This is a genomic window from Arthrobacter sp. MPF02 (genome assembly GCF_046605375.1).
GTDB lineage: Bacteria > Actinomycetota > Actinomycetes > Actinomycetales > Micrococcaceae > Arthrobacter.
In genome coordinates, this window is sequence record NZ_CP176772.1 from 868,083 (window position 1) to 888,780 (window position 20,698).

Sequence of the window (20,698 nt, forward strand, 5' to 3'; positions counted from 1 at the left end):
GCCCATCGGACGGCCGGCGTTTTTCGTCTCCCGGCGCCGCCGTTATGAGGGGTAACGGGCGGGTGCAGAAAAGGCACCAAAAAGGTCAAGAAACGGGCTGGAAAAGCGCTTGTTTTATGTCCCGTTAATGCTGCAGCGGGCAGCCTAACGGTTGCGTGCCGAAGCGGCTACAACCCTCGTTTCGCGGCTGCCACGCTCCTAATCTTGAGCTATCCAATCGCTCCTTCCTTGGGTGGCTCCACAATGAAAAAACTCTCCATCTGGCTCACGGCTATCCTTATGGCCATCGGGCTGGGAATCCTGGTTCCGGGGCCCGCCTCGGCAACCACCTCGTATTGCGGACTGGTCTGGGGGTCCATGTCCAAAGCTGACAACACGTTCAGCAAAGCATCCGTCACCAACGTCCGCACCGGGCAGCACTACTGCTTCGACCGGATGGTAGTGGACCTCAACGGCCCCGCTTCCGGCTACACGGTAAGGTACGTGCCCCAGGTGGTCCAGGACGGTTCCGGGTTCGCCGTGCCGGTCCGCGGCGGCGCCCGGCTGCAGGTCACGGTGAACGCTCCGGCCTACAACCCGGACACCGGCCAGCCCACGTACAACCCTGCCAACCAGGCGGAACTCTCCAACGTTTCCAACTACCAGACCTTCCGCCAGGTGGCCTGGGCCGGAAGCTTCGAGGGTTACACCAACATTGGCGTGGGTGTCCGTGCCCGCCTTCCGTTCCGGGTGTTCACACTGGACGGTCCCGGCTCCGGGTCGAGGCTGGTCCTGGACGTCGCGCACTTCTGGTGACACGCGGCCTGTGACAACGGGCCCGGGCAGAAAATTGCATAAAAGTGCCGTACCCCTGGAACCCGGGGGTACGGCACTTTCCTTGTGCGGTGGCGGACCGGTCTACTCCGGAACCACCAGGGCGGGGGTGTCCTTTTTGAGGGTCTCGCCGCGGAAGAAGGCGGGCCGGACCCGGGACATCACCAGCATGAACACCGCACCAAGGACAAGGATCCCGACGCCCAGGATGAAGACCAGCCCCACGCCGAAGACCTCGGACCCGCTGCCGAACTCCGGCGCCATACTGTCCACGGCGGTCTGGAAGAACACGACGAACAACCCCACGCCGCCGAACACCGGGCACAGCAGCCGCAGGATGAAGTTGCGCGCGCTGCTGAAGACGCTGTGCCGGAAGTACCAGGCACAGGCCAGGGCGGTCAGGCCGTAGTAAAAGCAGATCATCAGACCAAGCGAAACGATGGTGTCGTTCAGGACGTTTTCGCTGACCACGTGCATCACGGCGTAGAACCCCGCGGAAACGACGCCGGCAACAATTGTGGCGAAGCCCGGCGTCGCGAACTTCCTGCTGACCTTTCCGAAGCGCTGCGGCAGGGCGCCGTAGTGCCCCATGGCCAGCAGTCCGCGGGCCGGCGACATGAAGGTCGACTGCAGGGACGCCGCGGAGCTCGACAGCACGGCGAGGGACATCAGGATGGCGAACGGACCCATGATCGGCGAGGCGAGAGCAGTGAAGATGTTCTCGTGGATTTCGGTGTTGTTCAGGCCGTTGCCGGTGTCGCCCAGGCCGGCGAACATCATGGTGGCGATGCTGACCAGGAGGTAGATGGCGAGCACGATCACCGCTGTCAGGGTGCCGGCCACGCCTGCGGTCTTCCTGCCGTTGGCGGTTTCCTCATTGAGGGTCAGGCAGACGTCCCAGCCCCAGTACACGAAGATGGACAGCGAGATTCCGGCGGCCACCTGGCTGAAGGTTTCGACCTTGGTGACGTCGAACCATTCCCAGCTGAACGGGATGGCCGTCTCGGACGCGGACCAGTTGGCGAAGGCCATGGCGACGAACAGGCCAAGGACCAGCAGCTGGAACCCGACCAAACCGTACTGGACCACCTTGGTGGCGTGCAGCCCGCGGTAGCTGACCCACACAGCCAGCGCGACGAATGCGAAGCAGGTCAGCACGTTCAGGGCTTTGTTGTCCGCGAGCTCCGCGAGGCCTTCGTTGCCGGTGAGCTGGGACAGGAAGAGGTAGAAGAAGTCCACGGCCACGCCGGCCAGGTTCGACAACACGATGATGTTGGCGGCCAGCAGGCCCCAGCCGCCCATCCAGCCCACCCAGGGGCCGAAAGCTTTGGTCACCCAGGTGAAGGTGGTGCCGCTGTCCGGGGAGTCGGCGTTGAGCTCCCGGTAGGCGAGCGAGACCAGGATCATGGGGATGAACCCGATCAGGAAGATGACAGGCAGCTGGAGTCCGACTTCATTGACGGTGGGGCCCAAGGCGCTGGTGAGGGTGTAGGCGGGGGCAATGGTGGAAACGCCAAGGACGACGACGGCGAGCAGGCCCAACTGCCCGCCCTTCAGTCCCTTGGGGGTGATTCCGCCGCTGCCGGGCGGTTGCTTGCCGGAGCCGGTGGAGGACGTACTGGTGCGGAGTGTCTCTGTCATGGCACCACTTTCTGGAAGACTCTATGACCACGGTCACTATATGAATGGCGTTCATTTAGTATGAGGGTGGCGCCGTGCGAGCGCAAGGGGAGATATGAATCACGTTCGTTTATGACCGCGCAAAGGCGGTTAGTAAGCTTACTGAGAAATTTCCCGGTCCAGCCGGTCCACCTGGGAACAGGACTGGTAGCGTCGCAAATACCGGACCGATCGAGGAGGACTGATGAAAGCTTCACCGACACTGACCAACAACCTGCAGGCCGTGCTCACCGATTTGATTGAGCTGCACATCCAGGGCAAGCAGGCGCACTGGAACATTGTGGGCACCAACTTCCGGGACCTTCACCTGCAGCTGGACGAGATTGTTGATGCCGCCCGGCAGTTCGCCGACGATACTGCGGAGCGCATGCGTGCCCTGCATGCACTTCCGGACGGCCGCAGCTCCACGGTTGCCGAATCCACCCACCTGGCGCCTTTCCCGGACGGCCTGATCAGCACCAAGGATGCCATTGAACGCATTGTTGCTGCCCTTGAGGCTGCCGTGGGCACCATGCGCAAGGTCCATGACGAGGTGGATGAAGAGGATCCCACGTCGGCCGACCTGCTGCACGAATTCATCCTCAAGCTGGAGCAGTTCGCCTGGATGGTGAACGCCGAAACCATGAAGCCCACCGCAAGCGTGACGGCCCCGGACGCGAAGTAGCCCGGCGGCACCGCAACCGCTGCACAGCAGGCGCCCGGCACCGGAGGTTCACTCCGGTGCCGGGCGCCTTGTTGTCCGTACTGCCCGGCGCTAGGCAGCCTTTGGCACTTTCCGGAGTACGACAGCGGCGAGGACCGCCGCCGTCGCCATCAGTACCAGCCCTATTGCGGCAGTCACATGGACGCCGGAGTCGAAGGCCGAGGCTGCGGCGGTCCGTACAGCGTTGGCCAGCGGAGCCGGCAGGGCGGCGGCCGCCTCCATGGCGCCTGCCAGCGTTTCACCCGCGTTGTGCACTGCGGCGGATGGGGCGTATTCCGCCAGCCCGGCCGGCAATTGGAGGTTGCGCTGGTAGGAGGCAGTCAGGATGGAACCCAGCACCGCGGTGCCCAGGAGGGCGCCCACTTCGTAGCCCGTTTCGGAAATGGCGGCCGCCGCACCGGACTTCTCCGGGGGCGCGGCGCCCAGGATGAGGTCATTGGAAATGGTTTCCGCGGTGCCAACGCCCAGGGCCAGGACCAGGAGGGCGGCGAGCAGGAGCGAGGGGCCGCCGTCGTGGTTGCCAAAGGTGACCATGCTGTAGCCGGCGGCGCTGAACGCCAGCCCTGCGGCGACAACAAATCCAGGCCTGACCCGGCGGACCAGCGGCACCACCACGAGACCTGCAACCACTGTGGCCACCAGCGCCGGAATCATTGCGATTCCGGCAGCTGAAGGAGACATGCCCTCAAGGAGCTGCAGGTGCTGGGCCAGGAAGAGGATAAAGCCGTTGAAGGAGAACAGGGCCAGGATGTTCGCCCCGATCGCCATGCTGAATACCCGGTTCCGGAAGAGCGACATGTCCAGCAGCGGACTTGCCAGGGCCAGCTGCCGGCGCACGAAAACGACGCCCATGGCCAAACCGAAGCCGACCGCGGCCAGGGCGATGGGGCCCGGACCCTCGGTGGCCGTCTCCTTGATGCCGTAAACCACCGGGACCATCACCAGCAGCGAGAGCGGGATGCTGGGAAGGTCCACCCGGCCGGGCGCGGGGTCCCGGGACTCCGGGACGAACGCCGGTGCGAACACCAGCAGGGGGAGCATCAGCGGAACAGCCACCAGGAACACGGCGCCCCACCAGAACTGCTCCACCAGCCAGCCGCCAAAGATCGGACCCAGTGCCGCGCCGCCGGAGAAGCCGGCCGCCCAGATGGCAACGGCCAGCCGGCGCCGGTTCGGTTGCGGAAAGATGTTCCTGATCAGCGACAGCGTGGACGGCATGAGCATCGCGCCGAAGAACCCCAACGACGCCCGCCCTGCAATCAGCCATTCGGCGGTGGGGGCAAAGGCCGTGGCAGCGGACAGCGCGGCGAAACCCACACTGCCGGTCAGTAACAGCCTCCGGCGGCCAATCCGGTCACCCAGGCTGCCCATGGACACCAGCAGTCCGGCCAGTACCAGCGGGTATGCGTCAACGATCCACAGAAGCTGGACGCCGTTGGGTTCCAGTGAGCGCGCGATCGCTGGGAGGGCGAACGTCAGGGCCGTGTTGTCCACCGCCACCAGCAGTACCGGGAACATCAGCAGGCCCAGCGCCAGCCAGTCGCGCCAGGGTGGCCGGGCTGCCTGGCCGGCGGAACTAACCGATGAAGTCCGGGTGGAGGCGGAAAAAGTGGTCATAAAGTAACTATACCGTCTGGACGGTATAGTTACGAATGGGAGGACGTTGAGGAAACACTCGGCCCAAAAGGCATGATTAAACGCATGCCCCGGAAGCCTGTAGCGCGCGACGCCGTCCTCGATGCCTTTGAGACCCTCCTTATCGAAGTGGGGGAGCGGGCGGCCACGCTTGACGCCGTCGCAGCGCGGGCGGGCGTGTCCAAGGGCGGGCTCCTGTACCACTTCCCCAACAAGGAAGCCCTGATCCAGGTGCTGCTGGACCGCCTCGACGAGCTGGCCAGTGCCGACGCCGAGGCCATGGCTCGCGCCGGGGAAGGTGCCGCGGCCTACTTCATCAGGACCTCTGTCTGGGCCGATACTCCGCTTGACCGTGCCATCGTCGCGGCAACAAGGCTGGCGGAGGTGGCGCACGAGGAGACCCGCCGCCGTTTCGCCGCAATCCAGCAACGGTGGCTTGATGAAATCGCCGCCGATGTGGGGCCTGCCCTGGCCAAGGCCGTGCTGTACATGGGGGACGGGCTGTACTTCAACGCCATGCTGTCCGTGGGGCCGGTGCCGGAAGGGGGCGCGGCGGCGGATGTGGACGATCTGCTGGCTGCACTGGAGCGCCTGCGGCGCTAGCCGGGCATTTGCTCCAGCCGCTGCGGCGTAGGACAATTAAACGCTGTGGGAGCCGTCACCGGCGCCCGCAAAATCCAACTGAATAGCCTTTGATCTGCGGCGGGAGAGTCCTGCCGGGTACATCCAGCAGGCGCCGTAGGAGCAAATCCTCCCCAGGAATCTCACAGGCCCATGTACCGCCGCGGCGAGGCACCTCTGGAAAGCAGCAGGCAGTCCGCCCCGGTGAAACCCTCACAGGAATCCCAGGCTGTTGTGCTCACCGACGGTGCAAGCGAAGCGGCCACACGGCCGGCACGCGGAAACTCTCAGGTCCAATACAGAGCGGGGAGGAACCCGAATCGCTGTGGCGTACCCTGCGCCGCCTGAGTACCTGGAGTTCCTTCGTGTCGGTTAGTTCAGCCTCCACCACCTTCGTAGACCGCCATATCGGCGCGCGCCGCCAAGCGGACGTGAGCGCCATGCTCAAGGCTGTCGGCTACGACACCGTCGACTCACTCGTTGACACCGCCGTTCCCAAGGTCATCCGGCAGGAGACGGCACTGAAGCTTTCGGACGCCCTGAGCGAGGTTGAGGTCCTGGCCGAGCTGCGCCGCATCGCGGGCAAGAACAAGACCGCCGTGCAGATGATCGGCCAGGGCTACTTCGACACTGTGACGCCGCCGGTGATCCGCCGGAACATCCTTGAATCCCCGGCCTGGTACACCGCCTACACCCCGTACCAGCCGGAAATCTCGCAGGGCCGGCTGGAGGCGCTGCTGAACTTCCAGACCATGGTCCAGGACCTCGTCGGCCTGCCCATCGCCAACGCATCACTGCTGGACGAGGCCACCGCCGTCGCCGAGGCCGTCCTGCTGATGCGCCGCGCCAACAAGGCCAAGCCCGCCGCCGACGGCAAGACTGTTGTGGACATCGACGTGCTGCCGCAGACCATCGCGATCGTGAAGGGCCGCGCCGAGGCGCTCGGTTTCGAGGTAGAGGTCGCGGACCTGTCCCAGGGCCTGCCCGACGGTGACATCAACGGCATAGTGCTGCAGCAGCCCGGCGCCTCCGGCCGGGTGTGGGACCAGTCCGGGGTGATCGCCGCCGCGAAGGACCGAGGTGCCCTGGTCACGGTCGCCGCGGACCTGCTGGCACTGACCCTGATCACGCCGCCGGGTGAGCAGGGTGCCGACATCGCCGTGGGATCCGCCCAGCGCTTCGGCGTCCCGCTGTTCTTCGGCGGCCCGCACGCCGCCTACATGGCAGTGCGCAAGGGCCTGGAGCGTTCGCTGCCCGGCCGCCTGGTGGGCGTGTCGAAGGACGACGCCGGTGTCCCGGCCTACCGTTTGGCCCTGCAGACCCGCGAGCAGCACATCCGCCGCGAGAAGGCCACGTCCAACATCTGCACCGCCCAGGCGCTGCTGGCCATCGTCGCGTCCATGTACGCCGTGTACCACGGTCCAGATGGGCTGAAGGCGATCGCAGAAACCGCGCACGGCCACGCCCGCGCTCTGGCTGCCTCGCTCGCCGCAGCCGGCGTCGAGGTGCAGCACAAGAGCTTCTTCGATACGCTGACCGTCCGCGTCCCGGGCCGGGCCGCCGGTATGCTCGCCGACGCCGAAGCGCGCGGCATCAACCTCCGCCGCATCGACGCAGACACGCTTGGCATCTCACTGGACGAAACCACGACGCCGGCCATCGTTGCCGAGGTCGCGGCTGTCTTCGGTTCCACCGTTGGCGGTGAAGGTGATTTTGCCCTGGACGCCGGGGTGGAACGGTCCTCCGACTTCCTGCAGCACCCGGTGTTCAATACTCATCGGTCGGAAACGCAGCTGCTGCGGTACATCCGGAAGCTCTCTGACCGGGACCTGGCGCTGGACCGGACCATGATTCCGCTGGGTTCGTGCACCATGAAGCTGAACGCCACTGCGGAGATGGAGGCTATTTCCTGGCCGGAGTTCGCCTCCATCCACCCGTTCGCCCCGGACTCCCAGACCGAAGGCTGGCGGGAACTCATCGCCGGACTTGAAGCTGACCTGACCGCCATCACCGGGTACGACCAGGTCTCCATCCAGCCCAACGCCGGATCGCAGGGCGAGCTCGCCGGGCTGCTCGCGATCCGCGGCTACCACCACTCCCGCGGCGACCAGCAGCGGAACGTGTGCCTCATCCCGGCTTCGGCCCATGGCACCAACGCAGCGTCCGCCGTCCTGGCAGGCATGAAGGTTGTTGTTGTGGCCACCGCCGCCGACGGGACCATCGACCACGCAGACCTCTACGCCAAGATCGAGGCCAACAAGGACGTCCTGTCCTGCATCATGATCACCTACCCGTCCACGCACGGCGTGTATGACGGTGACGTGACCGAGATCTGCGAGGCCATCCACGCAGCCGGCGGCCAGGTGTACGTTGACGGCGCGAACCTCAACGCGCTCGTCGGTTTGGCGCAGCCGGGCAAGTTTGGCGGCGACGTCTCGCACCTGAACCTGCACAAGACCTTCTGCATCCCGCACGGCGGCGGCGGACCCGGCGTCGGACCGGTTGCCGCGAAAGCACACCTGGCACCATTCATGCCCGGCGATGCCACGTCCTGGACCGGCGGTGCCGATGTTCCGATTTCCGCGTCCCGGTTTGGGTCCGCCGGCGTGTTGCCGATTTCCTGGGCGTACGTGAAGCTGATGGGCGGCGAGGGGCTGACCGAAGCCACCAAGTCCGCCCTGCTCGCCGCCAACTACGTTGCCGCGCGGCTGAATGAGCACTTCCCTGTCCTGTACACCGGCGAAGGCGGGCTCGTGGCGCACGAGTGCATCCTGGACCTGCGCGAACTGACTGCCAAAACCGGGGTCACCGCCGAGGACGTGGCCAAGCGCCTCATCGACTTCGGCTTCCACGCCCCCACCCTCGCCTTCCCGGTCGCCGGCACGCTGATGGTGGAGCCCACCGAGTCCGAGGACCTGGGTGAGATCGACCGCTTCATCGAGGCCATGATCACCATCCGCAAGGAAATCGACCAGGTGGCCAACGGTGACTTTGCCGTCGCGGATTCACCGCTGCGCCGCGCACCGCATACGGCAGCCGCCGTCGTATCCTCCGACTGGGACCGCGCCTACCCGCGCGAGCAGGCCGCCTTCCCTGCCCACCACAAGCAGGACAAGTACTTCCCGCCCGTGGGACGCATCGACGGTGCCGCAGGCGACCGCAACCTCATCTGCTCCTGCCCACCCCTCGAAGCGTTTGAGGAAAACACAGCAGACTTTGAGAACTGAGGACCGCGCGATGACCGAGAAGTACACAGCCCTCTACGACGAACACAAGAAGCTCGGCGCCTCGTTCACCGACTTCGGCGGCTGGCAGATGCCGCTGAAGTACAGCTCAGAACTGGCCGAACACCACGCCGTCCGCAAGGGCGCCGGACTGTTCGACCTCTCCCACATGGGCGAAGTCTGGGTGACCGGTCCGGAGGCTGCGATGTTCCTGGACTACGCCCTGGTCAGCAGGATCTCGGCCATGCGCGTCGGCAAGGCGAAGTACTCGATGATTTGCAACGAGGACGGCGGGATTATCGACGACCTGATCACGTACCGCCGGCCGGCGGCGCCGGACGGTACGGACGTATTCCTGGTGGTTCCCAACGCCGGCAATGCAGCGGTGGTTGCGGCCGCGCTGGAGGAGCGGGCTGCCGGGTTCAACGTCCAGGTCCGCGATGCCTCGGCCGAGACGTCACTGATCGCAGTGCAGGGTCCCAAGGCGCAGGAACTCCTGCTCCGCCTGGTGCCGGCCGACCGGCACGGCGACGTCAGGGGCCTGCCGTACTACGCCGCGGTGGAGGTTCCACTGCTGGCTGGTGGTATCGGACAGGAACTCCTTGTTGCCCGCACCGGCTACACGGGCGAAGACGGGTTTGAAATCTTCGTCGCCAACGACGCTGCTCCCGCCCTCTGGCAGGCCCTGCTGGCCATTGCCGACGAGGAGCTTACGCCCGCCGGCCTGGCGTCCCGCGACTCCCTCCGGCTGGAAGCCGGAATGCCCTTGTACGGCAACGAACTGTCACTGCAGGGTGACCCGTTCGCCGCGGGACTGGGCGGCATCGTCGCGCTGTCCAAGGAAGGAGACTTCGTGGGCAAAGCTGCTTTGGCGGCCCGGAAGGAAGCCGGTACAGGCACCACAAGCGGCCGCCGCCTCGTCGGACTCAAAGGACTCGGCCGCCGCGCCGGACGCGCCCACTACCCGGTCCTCAAGGATGGCGCGGTAGTGGGCGAGGTGACCTCCGGCCAGCCCTCACCCACCCTCGGCTACCCGGTCGCGCTGGCCTACGTCGACGTCGAACACACCGCCTTGGGCACCGCCCTGGACATAGACCTCCGCGGCAAGGCGGAGCCCTTCGAAGTCGTCGAACTGCCGTTCTACAAGCGCGCTAAATAAGGTGCCTCTCCGTGGCTGGCTTCGGGACCGGCGGACCGGACATTTTCACGCGTGCTGGCTCGTTCCTCGCCTTTGACGCACGCTTTCGAAAAGTCCGGCTCCGCCAGCCCCTCGCGGGCGCCGCACCTAGGTAAGCGGCGTTGGCGGCTGGGCGGATTCCGGAGACGTGCTCCCCACCGTCCCCCTCGCCTCGCAAGCTCGGCCAGGGAACCCGGACGGCGTGGGCCCAGGCACGTGCAGGAATTCGGCCAGGCGCACCCAACCCCGCCACGAACTCTCTAGTTAGGAACTCCCGTCATGGCCGTTGGCGTATTCGACCTTTTCTCTATTGGTATTGGTCCGTCGTCGTCGCATACTGTGGGGCCGATGCGGGCTGCTGCTGTTTTCGCGGAGGAGCTGAGGGGTCTTGGGGTCCTGCCGGGTGTGGCGGGGTTGCGGGTGGATCTGTATGGGTCGTTGGCTGCGACGGGGCATGGGCACGGGACGATGACGGCGGTTTTGTTGGGGTTGGAGGGGTTCCATCCGGAGCTGATCCTGCCCGGCGAGGTCGAGGAACGCCTCGCCGCGATCGCGGAGACCGGGGTGTTGAACCTGGCCGGGGCTGGTGGTGAGGGAGTGCCGCTGCCGTACGGGGTGGGCGACATGGTGTTGCGGCCATTGACGGTGTTGCCGCGGCACACCAACGGGATGACGTTCACGGTCACGGACGCTGAGGGCACGGTGTTGCATGCGGCGACGTTCTTCTCGGTCGGTGGCGGGTTCATCGTCCGTGAAGGCGAGGAAGAGACCGCGCGGCAGGAACTGGAGGAGTCGAAGAAGGAGTTGCCGCTGCCGTTCCGCACCGCCGCGGAACTGCTGGCCCACTGCCGGGACACCGGGCTGGGCATCTCCGACGTGATGCTCCTGAACGAGGAAGCCTCCCGGTCCGGGGAGCAGATCCGGGAGGGGTTGTTGCATATCTGGTCGGTGATGGAAGCGTGCGTGCAGACCAGTTTGCGCCGTGAGGGGGTGCTGCCGGGCGGGTTGAAGGTCCGGCGCCGGGCCCCGGACTGGTTTGACCGGCTCCGGAAGGAGACCGGCCAGCACCCCGGTGATGACACGGACCGGGACCTGGCTGCGGTGGGGTTTGATCCCAGGTACTGGCAGGAGTGGGTGAACCTGGTCGCTTTGGCGGTCAATGAGGAGAACGCCTCCGGCGGCCGGGTGGTTACCGCCCCGACCAACGGCGCGGCCGGGATCATCCCGGCGGTGCTGTTCTACGCCCTGCACTTCGCCCCCGGCATGGACCGGGCCACCGGGGCCGACCGGGACGGGGTTGTGGTGAAGTTTCTGCTCGCCGCCGGCGCCGTCGGGGTCCTGTACAAGGAGCAGGCCTCGATCTCCGGGGCCGAGGTCGGCTGCCAGGGCGAGGTCGGGTCGGCGTCGTCGATGGCCGCCGCCGGGCTGGCCGAGGTGATGGGCGGGACCCCGGCGCAGGTGGAAAACGCCGCCGAGATCGCGATGGAACACAACCTGGGCCTGACCTGTGATCCGATCGGCGGGCTGGTCCAGGTCCCGTGCATCGAGCGGAACGCGATCGCCGCGGCCAAAGCGATCAACGCCGCGAAAATGGCGCTCTGGGGCGACGGCACCCACCGCGTCTCCCTCGACGAAGTCATCATCACCATGCGCGAAACCGGCAAAGACATGTCCTCCAAATACAAAGAAACCGCCATGGGCGGCCTCGCCGTCAACGTCGTCGAATGCTGACCCCAGGCCCAACAAACCCAATTAACGCCATCTGACAGGTGCTAGTTGTGGACGGCTGCCCACAGGTTCAGCGTCGATGCGAACACCAGGCACGCCACATACGGAAGCAGCAGCAGGCCCGCCGTCCTGTTGATCGGACCGATCCGCAGGACGGTCAGGGCCACTGCAAAGATCAGGGCACCAATGATGACCAGGGCCAGCCACAACGCAGGCGTGCCCAGCGCGGGGTACCGGCCCGAACACAAAGTTGGGCGACGTCTACGGTGCCTTGTCCGCAGGCTCCCGCCCTTCCCAGCACCGGTCGCCGAGTCAAGGCGGCAGGGCATGGAGGGTTCCAGGCTTTAGACTTGAGGCTGCATGTCCGCACACATCCACGAGTACCGAAACCGCGCATCAACCCGATTGGACACGGCCCCCTTGCGAGAATTCACCGCACGTTTTGCCACAGCCGAGGAAATTGAAAACTGGGACAAGCACGTCACGGCGAACCCGAACGGCGGCAACATGCTGCAGTCGGCCGCCTACGCCTCGGTGAAGAACGGCAGCGGCTGGAAGGTCCGCTTCCTGGTTCTCGAATGCGGAGACACAGCGAGCTACAACCTGGTGCTGGAGAAAAAGTTCCCCGTACTCGGCAGGCTCTGGTACCTCATCAAGGGCCCCGACCTGGCTGCGCCTACAGAGCTGAAGGCAGCACTGGAGGCCTGCGCCGCTTTCGTCCGCAGCCGGAAGCTGAACGTCTTCACCATCAAGATCGAGCCGGACATGGTGGACTCCGCTGAAGCGCGGGCGGAACTGGCCGGCGCCGGCCTGGTTAAGGCGCCCAATATCCAGTCCAACGATTCCACCGCCCTGCTGGACATCTCCGCACCGGAAGAGGCCGTTTTCAAAGCCATCTCCTCCCGCGCCCGCAACGCCATCCGCCGCGCTGAACGCGAAGGGTGCGAGGTAGTCCGCCTGGAACAGGGCCCGGACACCTACCGGGCGCTCTACGACCTCATGGCAGACACCGTCAAAGCCAAGGGTTCCATGCCGCTGCGCAGTTATGACTACTACGCCAACTTCTGGGACGAGTTCTGCAACCGCGGGCAGGGCAACTTCTTCTTCACCTTTGAAGACGGCAAACCCAGCGTTGGCGCGTTCGTCATCAACTACGGAGCCAAGGCAACCTACAAGGACGGCGGATCCATCCAGAACCGCAAACAGTACGGCGACTCGCACCTGGTGCAGTGGGCCGCCATCCGCCGGATGCAGGAACTTGGCTGCACCGAGTACGACTTCTGCGGTACTCCGCCGGCCGACCGCATCAAGGACAAGAGCCACAACCTCTACGGCATGGGGATGTTCAAAACCAGCTTCACCAAGACCGTCACGGACTTTGTGGGCTGCCACGACTACATCCTTTCGCCCCTCAGGCACAGCCTCTGGGTCAAAGGCGGTGAAAGGGTGTTCCGCCGGATCGAGACGGCAAGGACCGGACAGCAGTTCTACTGACCGCAAGCATCGGCGGCGGCACCGCCCCTCAGCGGGGTGCCGCACCGGCATGCCCCACCTGACACCCGTCCCGCCCGCGGCTGCCCTGCCAGGCCCGGAACAACTCCCCAGAAGGAAGTCCCGTGAATCCAGTTTCCACCACCGCAGACCTTGAGTTCGAGGTCCTCAGCGACGCCGAGTTCGAGGCGTTCGCGCTGAAGCACCCCCAGAACAGCTTCCTGCAGTCGGTTGCATTCGCCCGCTTCCAGCGCTCCCGCGGGCAGCAGGTGGAACTGTTCGGGATCCGCCGGAACGGCGGGCTCGTGGCGGCAGGCAAGCTGAACTACACCACAACCCGGTTGGGCTACACGGTGTGCGAATGCGCCAAGGGGCCACTGATGGACTATACGGACCCGGACATGGTGCGTGCCGTCGTCGTACTCCTCCGCAAGCGGGCCGCCGGGCGCAAGGCGGCTGAATTGCGGATCTCCCCGAACCTCAAGTACATCGCACGTGACGAGGACGGCGCCGAGCACCCCGAGGTGGAGGACAACCGCGCCCTGGTGGCGCAGTTGGAAGGCCTGGGCTTCCGGCACCAGGGCCTGGACATGGACTTCGTCAACGTCAACTGGATGTTCATCAAGAGCCTGGAAGGCATCCGGGATGCTGAAGAACTGATCATGAGCACGAGCTACCGCACCCGGAAGGCCATCCGTAAGGCGGAAAAGAACGGCGTGTTCCTCGAACAGGCCACGCTGGACACGCTGGACGACTTCTATGGCGCACTGAGCCGGGCAGGGGACGAAAAGGGATTCGTCTACCGCGAGCGTGCCTACTATGAGCACCTGCTGCGCACCACGTCGCCGGAATTCACCAAGCTCATGATGGCCAAGATCGACATCCCGGCCTACCGCAAGTCCATCACCGAACGGCTCGAAGCAGAGTCCGCCACTGCCGCGGACCTGCGCCGCGAGGTGGAGGAGACCGGCAGCAAGAAGAAGGCCAACAGGCTCAAGGTGGTCCAGGACCTGGTGGACAGCTACGAGCGCAGCCTCAAGGACATTGAACGGTTCCCCGACTCGGTGGGCGTAGCCACGGTGGCCGCCATCCACTTTGTCTGCTACGGGGACGAAGTGGTGTGCGTTATCGGCGGGACCGTGCAGGACTACATCTACTTCAACGGCGCCACCTCGCTGTATTGGAGGATGATGCTCCACGCCCTGGAAAAGGGCTACCCGCGCTACAACTTCTACGGCACCTTCGGCATCTCGGGCCAGGACCAGGAAGGCCACGGCGGCTACGAGTTCAAGAAAGGCTTTGGCGGCGAAGTAGTGCAGTTGGTGGGCGACTTCGTGATGCCCGTCCGGCCTGCCGTCTTCCGCGCCAACCGGCTGGCCCGGGCGGCAGTATCCGCAGCCCGCAGAGTGGCGGGCAGGCTGCCCCTCAAGCGGCCGTCCTAACCGGCCGCGCCACCGCACAGGGAGGAGGGAACCATGACCGACCAGCCGCAGCGCCCCGGAAGCAAGACACCCCAGCCAGGAATTACCGGTGCCGGCGGCCCCGGGAAGCAACGCCGCGGGGACGCAGGGCCCGAGGCCCGGCAGCACCCAGAGGCCCTGCCCAAAACGGAGCCGTTGACGCCGGCCCAGCTGCGCCAGAACGCCGCAGCCCGCAAGATGCTGCGCCGCCTGGTGCAGGGGGAAAACCCCCCGACGGCGCCGCTCAGCATCGTGGACAGGCTGGCCGGCAGCCCCTACGCAAATCCCACCATCCAAGTGGGCGGCGTGGACACATCGGCCAGGAAAACCCTGGACTTCGCGCTGCACCTGGCCGAGACGATGTTCCGCTACGGCGCCGGTGCCCTGGAAGTGGAAACCAGCATCATCGCTGTTACCGCCGCACTGGGGCTGAAGAACATCGAAGTGGACATCACCAACCAGTCGGTGGGGATCAACTACGCTCCCAAGGACCAGCCTCCCATCGCACTGCTGCGGGTCGTGCGCTCCTGGACCAACAACTATGCCGGCCTGGCCAAGGTGCACCAGCTGGTGACGGACATCGTGGCCGGGGGAGTGGGCCGTGACGAGGCTGTCCGCCGCCTGAACGAGGCCATCACCAGCCCCAAGCCGTATCCCCGGTGGATGGTCACTGCCGCCTTCGGTGTCTTCGCCGCGGCGTTCGTGGGTGTGCTGGGCGGCGGCCCGGTGTCCTCCGCGATCGCGTTCGTGGCCAACATTGGCGTCAGCCTGGTGTCCCGCCAGCTGGGCCGGTGGCGTGTCCCGGACTTCTTCATCACCGCGAGCAGTTCCTTCCTGGTGACCCAGCTGGCACTGCTGCTGTGGCAATTCGGCCTGACCAACTCGCCGGCGATCGTGGTGGTGGGCGGCATCCTGCTGCTGCTGCCCACGGGACGGCTGGTCTCATCGGTGCAGGATGCCATCAACGGATTCCCCGTAACGGCGGCCGGACGGTTCCTGTCAACGCTGCTGACGTTCGGCGCCATCGTCGCCGGCATCGCAGTCGCTTTCGTCGTGGGGGAGCTGACGGGAATGCAGCGGATCGACGTCACACAGACCTTCCCGCCCGCCTACGACCTGTGGGTGCTGGTCATCCTTGTGGCGGTGGCCGTGATAGCCATCGGCGTCACGGAGCAGACCACGTGGCAGCTCCTGCTGCCCACAGCGGCCGTGGGCGTGGCAGGATATCTTGTCCTGCTGGCCGGCGGCCTGCTGGGAATCGGTGACCGGTTCTCGCCGGCGCTCGCCGCCGTCGTCATTGGTTTGCTGGCCCGCGTCGTGGCACTGCGGATGGGCGCGCCCCAGCTGGTGGTGGCCGTCCCGGCGGCGCTGATCCTGTTGCCGGGCCTCACCATCTTCCGGTCAATGTATGTACTGACCGTCGAGGAAGCGGAAATCCTCCTGGGCGCCGGAGGTATGCTCAGTGCCGGTGCGATCGTGCTGGGAACTGCAGGCGGAATCGTCCTCGGCGATACGCTCGCCCGGCCGCTGACCCGCGGCCTGGCCAGCAACGAGCGGCGCCGGGCGCGCCGCCGCTGATCCGGCCCGCTGCTGGTCTCAGATCTGCCCGACCGGAAGCTTCTTCTCCGCCTGGAACACGTCCTCCACCCGGCCCTGCGCCCAGTACCCCGACAGTGACACCTGGCTGCGCTGCAGCCCGCGCTGCACAAAAAAGACGTCACGCAACGCCTTCATGTAGCCGCGCTCGCCGTGCGCGAAGACGTCCACCGTACCGGCCGGCCACTCGGCGCCCGCCACCGCCGTGGGCAACAGGTCACTGGAACCTGCCGTGACGCCGTCGCGGAACAGCCAGGTGATCTTCAGCCCGGCCGGAGCGGAGATCGGCTGGACGTCGGCTTGTGAGCCCACTTCCAGGAAGGCCTGGCCTGTGGCATCGGCAGGCAGTGATTCGATGCATGCCGCGATGGCCGGCAGGGCCGCCTCGTCGCCGGCAAACAAGTACCAGTCAGCCTCCGGGTTGGGGTTGTAGGCGCCGCCCGGCCCCGTGAAGGTCAGCAGTTCGCCGGGCCGCGCCTTTGCCGCCCACGGTCCCGCCAGCCCCTCGTCGCCATGCACCACAAAGTCGATGGCCAGTTCCTGCGCCTCAGTATCGACCCAGCGCAGGGTGTAGGTGCGGGTGTAGGGCCACTGCTCGCGCGGCATGGTCTCCCGGATGCTCCACAGGTCCAACGGTGAGGGGTATTCGATGCCGGGCTGCGGAAACACGATCTTCACGTAGCGGTCCACGAAGCCGTTGTTGACGAAGTCACTGAACCCGTCACCGCCGGCAACGATCCGGACCATGTGGGGGCTGAGTTGCTCACGGCGAAGCACCTCCAGGTTGATCTGTGGGCGGCTCTTCTTGGTGGCGCTGGTTGCAGCAGGAACAATGCTCATAAGGCAAGCCTAAGCTAAGGGGCAGGAGGCAGTTCCCAGGTTACGCCCGGGGAACCCTGCTCAAGGAGGAGCTGGTTGACCCGGCTGAAGGGCCGGGAGCCGAAGAAGCCGCGGGACGCGGACAAGGGGCTTGGGTGGGCGCTGGACACCACCGGCGTGCCGGCGGCCAGGAGCGGGCGGACGGTTTCGGCATCCTTGCCCCATAGCAGCGCCACCAGCGGCACGGGCGACCCATCCGCGGACCGCCGGTTGGCTACGGCGGTGACGGCCGCCGTCGTGATCTTTTCCCAGCCCTTGCCCCGGTGCGAACCGGCGGAACCGGCGCGGACGGACATCACGCGGTTCAGCAGCAGGACCCCCTGCTCCGCCCAGGCGGAAAGGTCGCCGTGGACACGTGCGGGAATACCGAGGTCGTTTTCCAGCTCGCGGTAGATGTTGGCCAGGCTCCGGGGGATGGGCCGCGTCCGCTTGTCCACGGAAAAGGAAAGGCCGACGGCGTGTCCCGGCGTGGGGTAGGGGTCCTGTCCGACGAGCAGGACTTTGACGCCGGCGAGGGGCTGGCGGAAGGCGCGCAGGACGTTCGGCGGCGGCGGCAGGACCTGGTGCCCGGCGGCCTCCTCCCGGGCCAGGAAGGCAAGGACGCCGCGGAGTTCGTTTTCCACCCCCGCCAGTGCCGCCGCCCAGTCCGGAGCGACGAGCTCCGCCAGCGGCTGCCGCGCCAGGTCCGCGAAAGTGCCGGTGGCGGGGTCCTGCTCCAGTTCGAACAACGCGTCTGATTCAAGCATCGTTTTATTCTCGCAGGGGTCCGCGGCTTCCGCAGGGCAGCGGGGGCAGGGGGAGCAGGGGCAGGCAGTCCAAATGACAACGCTGTTATTCGTCCGTAGCATGGGGGTGAGACATTTCCCGTACCCAGCAAAGGAGTCAGCCGTGGCGGAACCGGCCCGGGAACACATGCCCGAACAGCTGCCGGAGCAGGACCCACGCAACTCCCCGCTGGCGGGCTTCACCCCGCGGGACTCCCCGCTCAGTGAACGCGAGCAGCAGATGCTCGCCCTTGAACGGCAGTGGTGGAAGTATGCCGGAGCCAAGGAACAGGCCATCCGTGAGCTTTTCGACCTCTCGGCCACACACTACTACCAGCTGCTCAACGCACTGATTGACCGCGAGGATGCGCTGGCCCACGACCCCATGCTGGTGAAGAGACTGCGTAGACTACGTACGTCCCGCCACCGTGCGCGGACCGCACGGCGCCTGGGGTCCGACGCCTAAAAGTCAGCGCCCGGTGCCCCCCGCCTCCCCAGCCATCCCACAAGGACGTCATCCATGACCAAATACGCCCGCGATGAATTCGACAGGGTCCCCGAGGCCGCGTCGCGACAAGGTGTCCACCGCACGGCGTCCGCGCCGACACGCGTGCGGCTCTGGCCCATCCTCGCTGTTGGCGTGGCCGCTTTGGCCATTGGGCTGGTGTCCTTCCTGATCCTGCCCAAGCTCGGATTCAGCGGCGCAAATGTCCAGGCCTCGGCGAGCCAGGAGGCCGCTCCGCTGGCCACTACAGGCACCACGCCGTCGGCCAGCCCGGAGAGTTCCATGGTTGCCACGGAGAAAGCCGCACCGTCCGTGTCCGCTGAACCTACCCGCGTAGCGGAGGCCGGGCCTGGGCCAACTGCGTCCGGGGAACCCCGGGCCTTCCTGGACAAGACGCAGCCTGTGGCCGTGTACAACGGCGCCGGAACGGCCGGGCTGGCAAGCCGCGTCGGCGGCTCTGTGCAGGCCGACGGCTGGGCACTGGGACAGGTGGGCAACTGGGCCGGGGCTCCGGTGCAGGGTTCGGTGATCTTCTACGCGGGTGCCAGCCAGCTTGCCAACGCCCAGGCCCTGGCGCAGCTGCTGGGAATTCCCACCGTGGTCAGCAGCACTGAATTCCAGGTTCCCCTGGTTGTGGTGCTCGGCCCTGGGTACCGGTAGGCAACGCCAAAACGGCGCCGGTTACGCGTGAATAACTATTGCCGCCCTCCGCTTCGGGCATCCTGCCCCGCCGCACCGGCATTGGCTAGAGTGAATTTCAGCTTCGCAGCGGCGCCAGGCATCCGGCACCGGCGCGCGGAGTTCCCGGGTTCTACGGAAAGAGTTGGTCAGCATGGCACTGGGAACCGTGAAATGGTTCAACGCGGAAAAGGGCTACGGCTTCATCACCGTGGACGGATCCGGGGACGACGTCTTTGTCCACTGGTCCGCCATCCAGGGTGAGGGCTACCGGGCCCTTGACGAGGGCCAGCGCGTGCAGTTGGAAGTAGGTGAGGGCGAAAAAGGCCCCCAGGCCGAAAGCGTCCGGCCGGCCGAGTGAAGCAGTTGCAGGTATCCGCTGTCCGTATCCGTCCGGCATTCGCCCTTTCAGCCTGCGCGCTCTTGGCCGCCACAGCCTGTTCCGGAGTCACCGGCAACGCCCGTGTCGAAGCCGTTGAGGCCGCAGGTGACGGCATCCTGCGGGTGGGGCTGGTCCTGGACAACACCGGTGACAACAGCTTTCTCAACGGTCCGCAGTTGGCCGCCGCCAGGCTGGCCGTCAAAGAAATCAACGAGTCGGGCGGGCACAAGGGCAGGCCCGTGGAACTGCTGCCGGTCGAGGCGGATCTGGACGCCGCAGCCCAGGCGCATGCCCTTGTTGCGGCCAAGGCCGACGTCGTCATCGGCCCCACCGACTCCGGCAATGCGGAAGCCACCATCGATGTCCTGTCCCGTGCCCGCACGCCCCTCATCTCGCCGGCTAACACCGCTGCGGGCCTCTCTGCCGCAGATTCCGGCGGCTATTACTTCCGGACCGCAGCAGCAGACGTGGCCCAGGCGCCCGTGCTGGCCAAGCTGGCTAAGGACGCCGGTGCGGTTACCGTCTCTGTGCTCCACCAGGAAGGCGCCTACGGAAAAGACGTGGCGGCGGCTGTCGTCGATTCTGCGGAGCAGGCCGGACTGGACGTGGCCCTCAACGAGGGATTTAAGGCGGGCGAGGCCGGTCCAGCCGCCTCGGCCGCAGGCCAGGCGGCATCGGATGCAGTCATCGTGGTGGCCCGCGACGGCGCCCGGGGGGCACTGGCAGAACTTGCGAACGCAGGTGTGGCCGGCGCCCGGATCATCGTCAGCGACGGAGCCTTTGCCCGCTACGGGTCCAGGCTCAGCGCGAAGGCACTGGATGGCGCCCGCGCTGTGGTCCAGGGCCAGCTTCCGTCCGCGGGCTTCCAGGACCGGCTCCTCGCGGTGGACGGCGGCCTGCAGGATGTTTCCTTCGCAGCTGAGACCTTCGACGCCGTTACAGTTGCGGCACTGGCCGCAGCCCAGGCCGAAGACGACGCCGGCCGCTCCATCGCCGCCCACCTGATCAGTGTTTCCGGCGGCAGTACCGGAGCACCTGCCGATTCATCCGCTGCGGACGCCTGTACGTCCTATAAGGAATGCGTCGCCAGCGGGGCTTCAAGGATCAATTACGACGGCGAGTCAGGCCCGATTGCCTTCGACACCAGCGGAGACATCACCACGGCGAATTTCATGGTGTTCACGTACGGTCCGGACAATCTCCCAACGCTGAGCGGCCGCGAGACAGCCGGACTCACCGGCAGCTGATCGCCCTCGGCGAAGACGGCCTCGGACGGCCTTTCCACAAGACCTTTCGCTTGCACTCTCACGTGGGGAGTGCTAATTATTGAGTTAGCACTCTGACGTACCGACTGCTAAAGCA

18 protein-coding genes and 1 riboswitch are annotated in these 20,698 nt (G+C 66.1%); of the genes, 13 read left to right on the forward strand and 5 right to left on the reverse strand.

The window, feature by feature from the left end; translation table 11 throughout:
* Positions 1-243 precede the first annotated feature (243 nt).
* Positions 244-795, forward strand: coding sequence for a hypothetical protein (locus tag ACLH0K_RS04180; protein WP_411375585.1), 552 nt, complete (start codon positions 244-246; stop codon positions 793-795).
* A 102-nt stretch (positions 796-897) separates the two neighbouring features.
* Here ACLH0K_RS04180 and ACLH0K_RS04185 read toward each other — a convergent pair whose 3' ends face one another.
* Complete coding sequence (locus tag ACLH0K_RS04185; RefSeq protein ID WP_411375586.1) at positions 898-2,454, reverse strand: APC family permease; 1,557 nt, start codon at positions 2,452-2,454, stop codon at positions 898-900.
* Positions 2,455-2,677: 223 nt separating this feature from the next.
* Between ACLH0K_RS04185 and ACLH0K_RS04190 the strand changes: the two genes are divergently transcribed.
* Positions 2,678-3,157, forward strand: coding sequence for a Dps family protein (locus ACLH0K_RS04190; RefSeq protein WP_411375587.1), 480 nt, complete (start codon positions 2,678-2,680; stop codon positions 3,155-3,157).
* A gap of 90 nt (positions 3,158-3,247) precedes the next feature.
* Here ACLH0K_RS04190 and ACLH0K_RS04195 read toward each other — a convergent pair whose 3' ends face one another.
* Positions 3,248-4,813 (reverse strand): MFS transporter, encoded by a 1,566-nt coding sequence (locus tag ACLH0K_RS04195; RefSeq protein ID WP_411375588.1) that lies wholly within the window; start codon positions 4,811-4,813, stop codon positions 3,248-3,250.
* Positions 4,814-4,897: 84 nt separating this feature from the next.
* On the opposite strand from ACLH0K_RS04195, the gene ACLH0K_RS04200 reads away from it, so the two are divergent.
* From ACLH0K_RS04200 to ACLH0K_RS04215, 4 genes are all read left to right on the forward strand, one after another.
* Positions 4,898-5,434 (forward strand): TetR/AcrR family transcriptional regulator, encoded by a 537-nt coding sequence (locus tag ACLH0K_RS04200; RefSeq protein WP_411375589.1) that lies wholly within the window; start codon positions 4,898-4,900, stop codon positions 5,432-5,434.
* A 90-nt stretch (positions 5,435-5,524) separates the two neighbouring features.
* Positions 5,525-5,623, forward strand: a riboswitch (glycine riboswitch).
* A 194-nt stretch (positions 5,624-5,817) separates the two neighbouring features.
* On the forward strand, positions 5,818-8,679 hold the full coding sequence (gene gcvP, locus ACLH0K_RS04205) for an aminomethyl-transferring glycine dehydrogenase (protein ID WP_411375590.1): 2,862 nt from the start codon (positions 5,818-5,820) through the stop codon (positions 8,677-8,679).
* Positions 8,680-8,689: 10 nt separating this feature from the next.
* Positions 8,690-9,835 carry a glycine cleavage system aminomethyltransferase GcvT gene (gcvT, locus tag ACLH0K_RS04210; protein ID WP_411375591.1) on the forward strand — a complete coding sequence of 382 codons (1,146 nt, stop codon included), beginning with the start codon at positions 8,690-8,692 and terminating at the stop codon, positions 9,833-9,835.
* A 297-nt stretch (positions 9,836-10,132) separates the two neighbouring features.
* Complete coding sequence (locus tag ACLH0K_RS04215; RefSeq protein WP_411375332.1) at positions 10,133-11,584, forward strand: L-serine ammonia-lyase; 1,452 nt, start codon at positions 10,133-10,135, stop codon at positions 11,582-11,584.
* Positions 11,585-11,625: 41 nt separating this feature from the next.
* Here ACLH0K_RS04215 and ACLH0K_RS04220 read toward each other — a convergent pair whose 3' ends face one another.
* Positions 11,626-11,790 carry a tryptophan-rich sensory protein gene (locus tag ACLH0K_RS04220; RefSeq protein ID WP_411375592.1) on the reverse strand — a complete coding sequence of 55 codons (165 nt, stop codon included), beginning with the start codon at positions 11,788-11,790 and terminating at the stop codon, positions 11,626-11,628.
* A 151-nt stretch (positions 11,791-11,941) separates the two neighbouring features.
* Here ACLH0K_RS04220 and ACLH0K_RS04225 point away from each other — a divergent pair, with 151 nt between their 5' ends.
* The 3 genes from ACLH0K_RS04225 to ACLH0K_RS04235 all read left to right on the forward strand — a co-directional run bounded on the left by ACLH0K_RS04225 (position 11,942) and on the right by ACLH0K_RS04235 (position 16,110).
* A complete protein-coding gene (locus ACLH0K_RS04225; RefSeq protein WP_411375593.1) occupies positions 11,942-13,075 on the forward strand; it encodes a lipid II:glycine glycyltransferase FemX in 1,134 nt (377 codons plus the stop codon).
* Positions 13,076-13,197: 122 nt separating this feature from the next.
* Positions 13,198-14,514: a peptidoglycan bridge formation glycyltransferase FemA/FemB family protein gene (locus tag ACLH0K_RS04230; RefSeq protein ID WP_411375594.1), complete on the forward strand. Its 1,317-nt coding sequence runs from the start codon at positions 13,198-13,200 to the stop codon at positions 14,512-14,514.
* A 33-nt stretch (positions 14,515-14,547) separates the two neighbouring features.
* Positions 14,548-16,110 carry a threonine/serine exporter ThrE family protein gene (locus ACLH0K_RS04235; RefSeq protein ID WP_411375595.1) on the forward strand — a complete coding sequence of 521 codons (1,563 nt, stop codon included), beginning with the start codon at positions 14,548-14,550 and terminating at the stop codon, positions 16,108-16,110.
* An 18-nt stretch (positions 16,111-16,128) separates the two neighbouring features.
* Here ACLH0K_RS04235 and ACLH0K_RS04240 read toward each other — a convergent pair whose 3' ends face one another.
* Both ACLH0K_RS04240 and ACLH0K_RS04245 read right to left on the reverse strand, forming a co-directional pair.
* The gene (locus ACLH0K_RS04240) at positions 16,129-16,968 is read right to left on the reverse strand and encodes a siderophore-interacting protein (protein ID WP_411375596.1); all 840 of its coding nucleotides are present in this window, start codon (positions 16,966-16,968) and stop codon (positions 16,129-16,131) included.
* A gap of 14 nt (positions 16,969-16,982) precedes the next feature.
* The gene (locus ACLH0K_RS04245; protein WP_411375597.1) at positions 16,983-17,753 is read right to left on the reverse strand and encodes a uracil-DNA glycosylase; all 771 of its coding nucleotides are present in this window, start codon (positions 17,751-17,753) and stop codon (positions 16,983-16,985) included.
* Positions 17,754-17,895: 142 nt separating this feature from the next.
* Here ACLH0K_RS04245 and ACLH0K_RS04250 point away from each other — a divergent pair, with 142 nt between their 5' ends.
* The 4 genes from ACLH0K_RS04250 to ACLH0K_RS04265 all read left to right on the forward strand — a co-directional run bounded on the left by ACLH0K_RS04250 (position 17,896) and on the right by ACLH0K_RS04265 (position 20,583).
* On the forward strand, positions 17,896-18,237 hold the full coding sequence (locus tag ACLH0K_RS04250) for a DUF3263 domain-containing protein (protein ID WP_411375598.1): 342 nt from the start codon (positions 17,896-17,898) through the stop codon (positions 18,235-18,237).
* Between the two features lie 54 nt (positions 18,238-18,291).
* Positions 18,292-18,936 carry a LytR C-terminal domain-containing protein gene (locus tag ACLH0K_RS04255; protein WP_411375599.1) on the forward strand — a complete coding sequence of 215 codons (645 nt, stop codon included), beginning with the start codon at positions 18,292-18,294 and terminating at the stop codon, positions 18,934-18,936.
* Between the two features lie 172 nt (positions 18,937-19,108).
* Entirely contained in the window at positions 19,109-19,315 is a 207-nt protein-coding gene (locus ACLH0K_RS04260; RefSeq protein ID WP_411375600.1) for a cold-shock protein, read from the forward strand.
* A 62-nt stretch (positions 19,316-19,377) separates the two neighbouring features.
* Positions 19,378-20,583, forward strand: coding sequence for an ABC transporter substrate-binding protein (locus ACLH0K_RS04265; protein WP_411375601.1), 1,206 nt, complete (start codon positions 19,378-19,380; stop codon positions 20,581-20,583).
* Positions 20,584-20,698 lie beyond the last annotated feature (115 nt).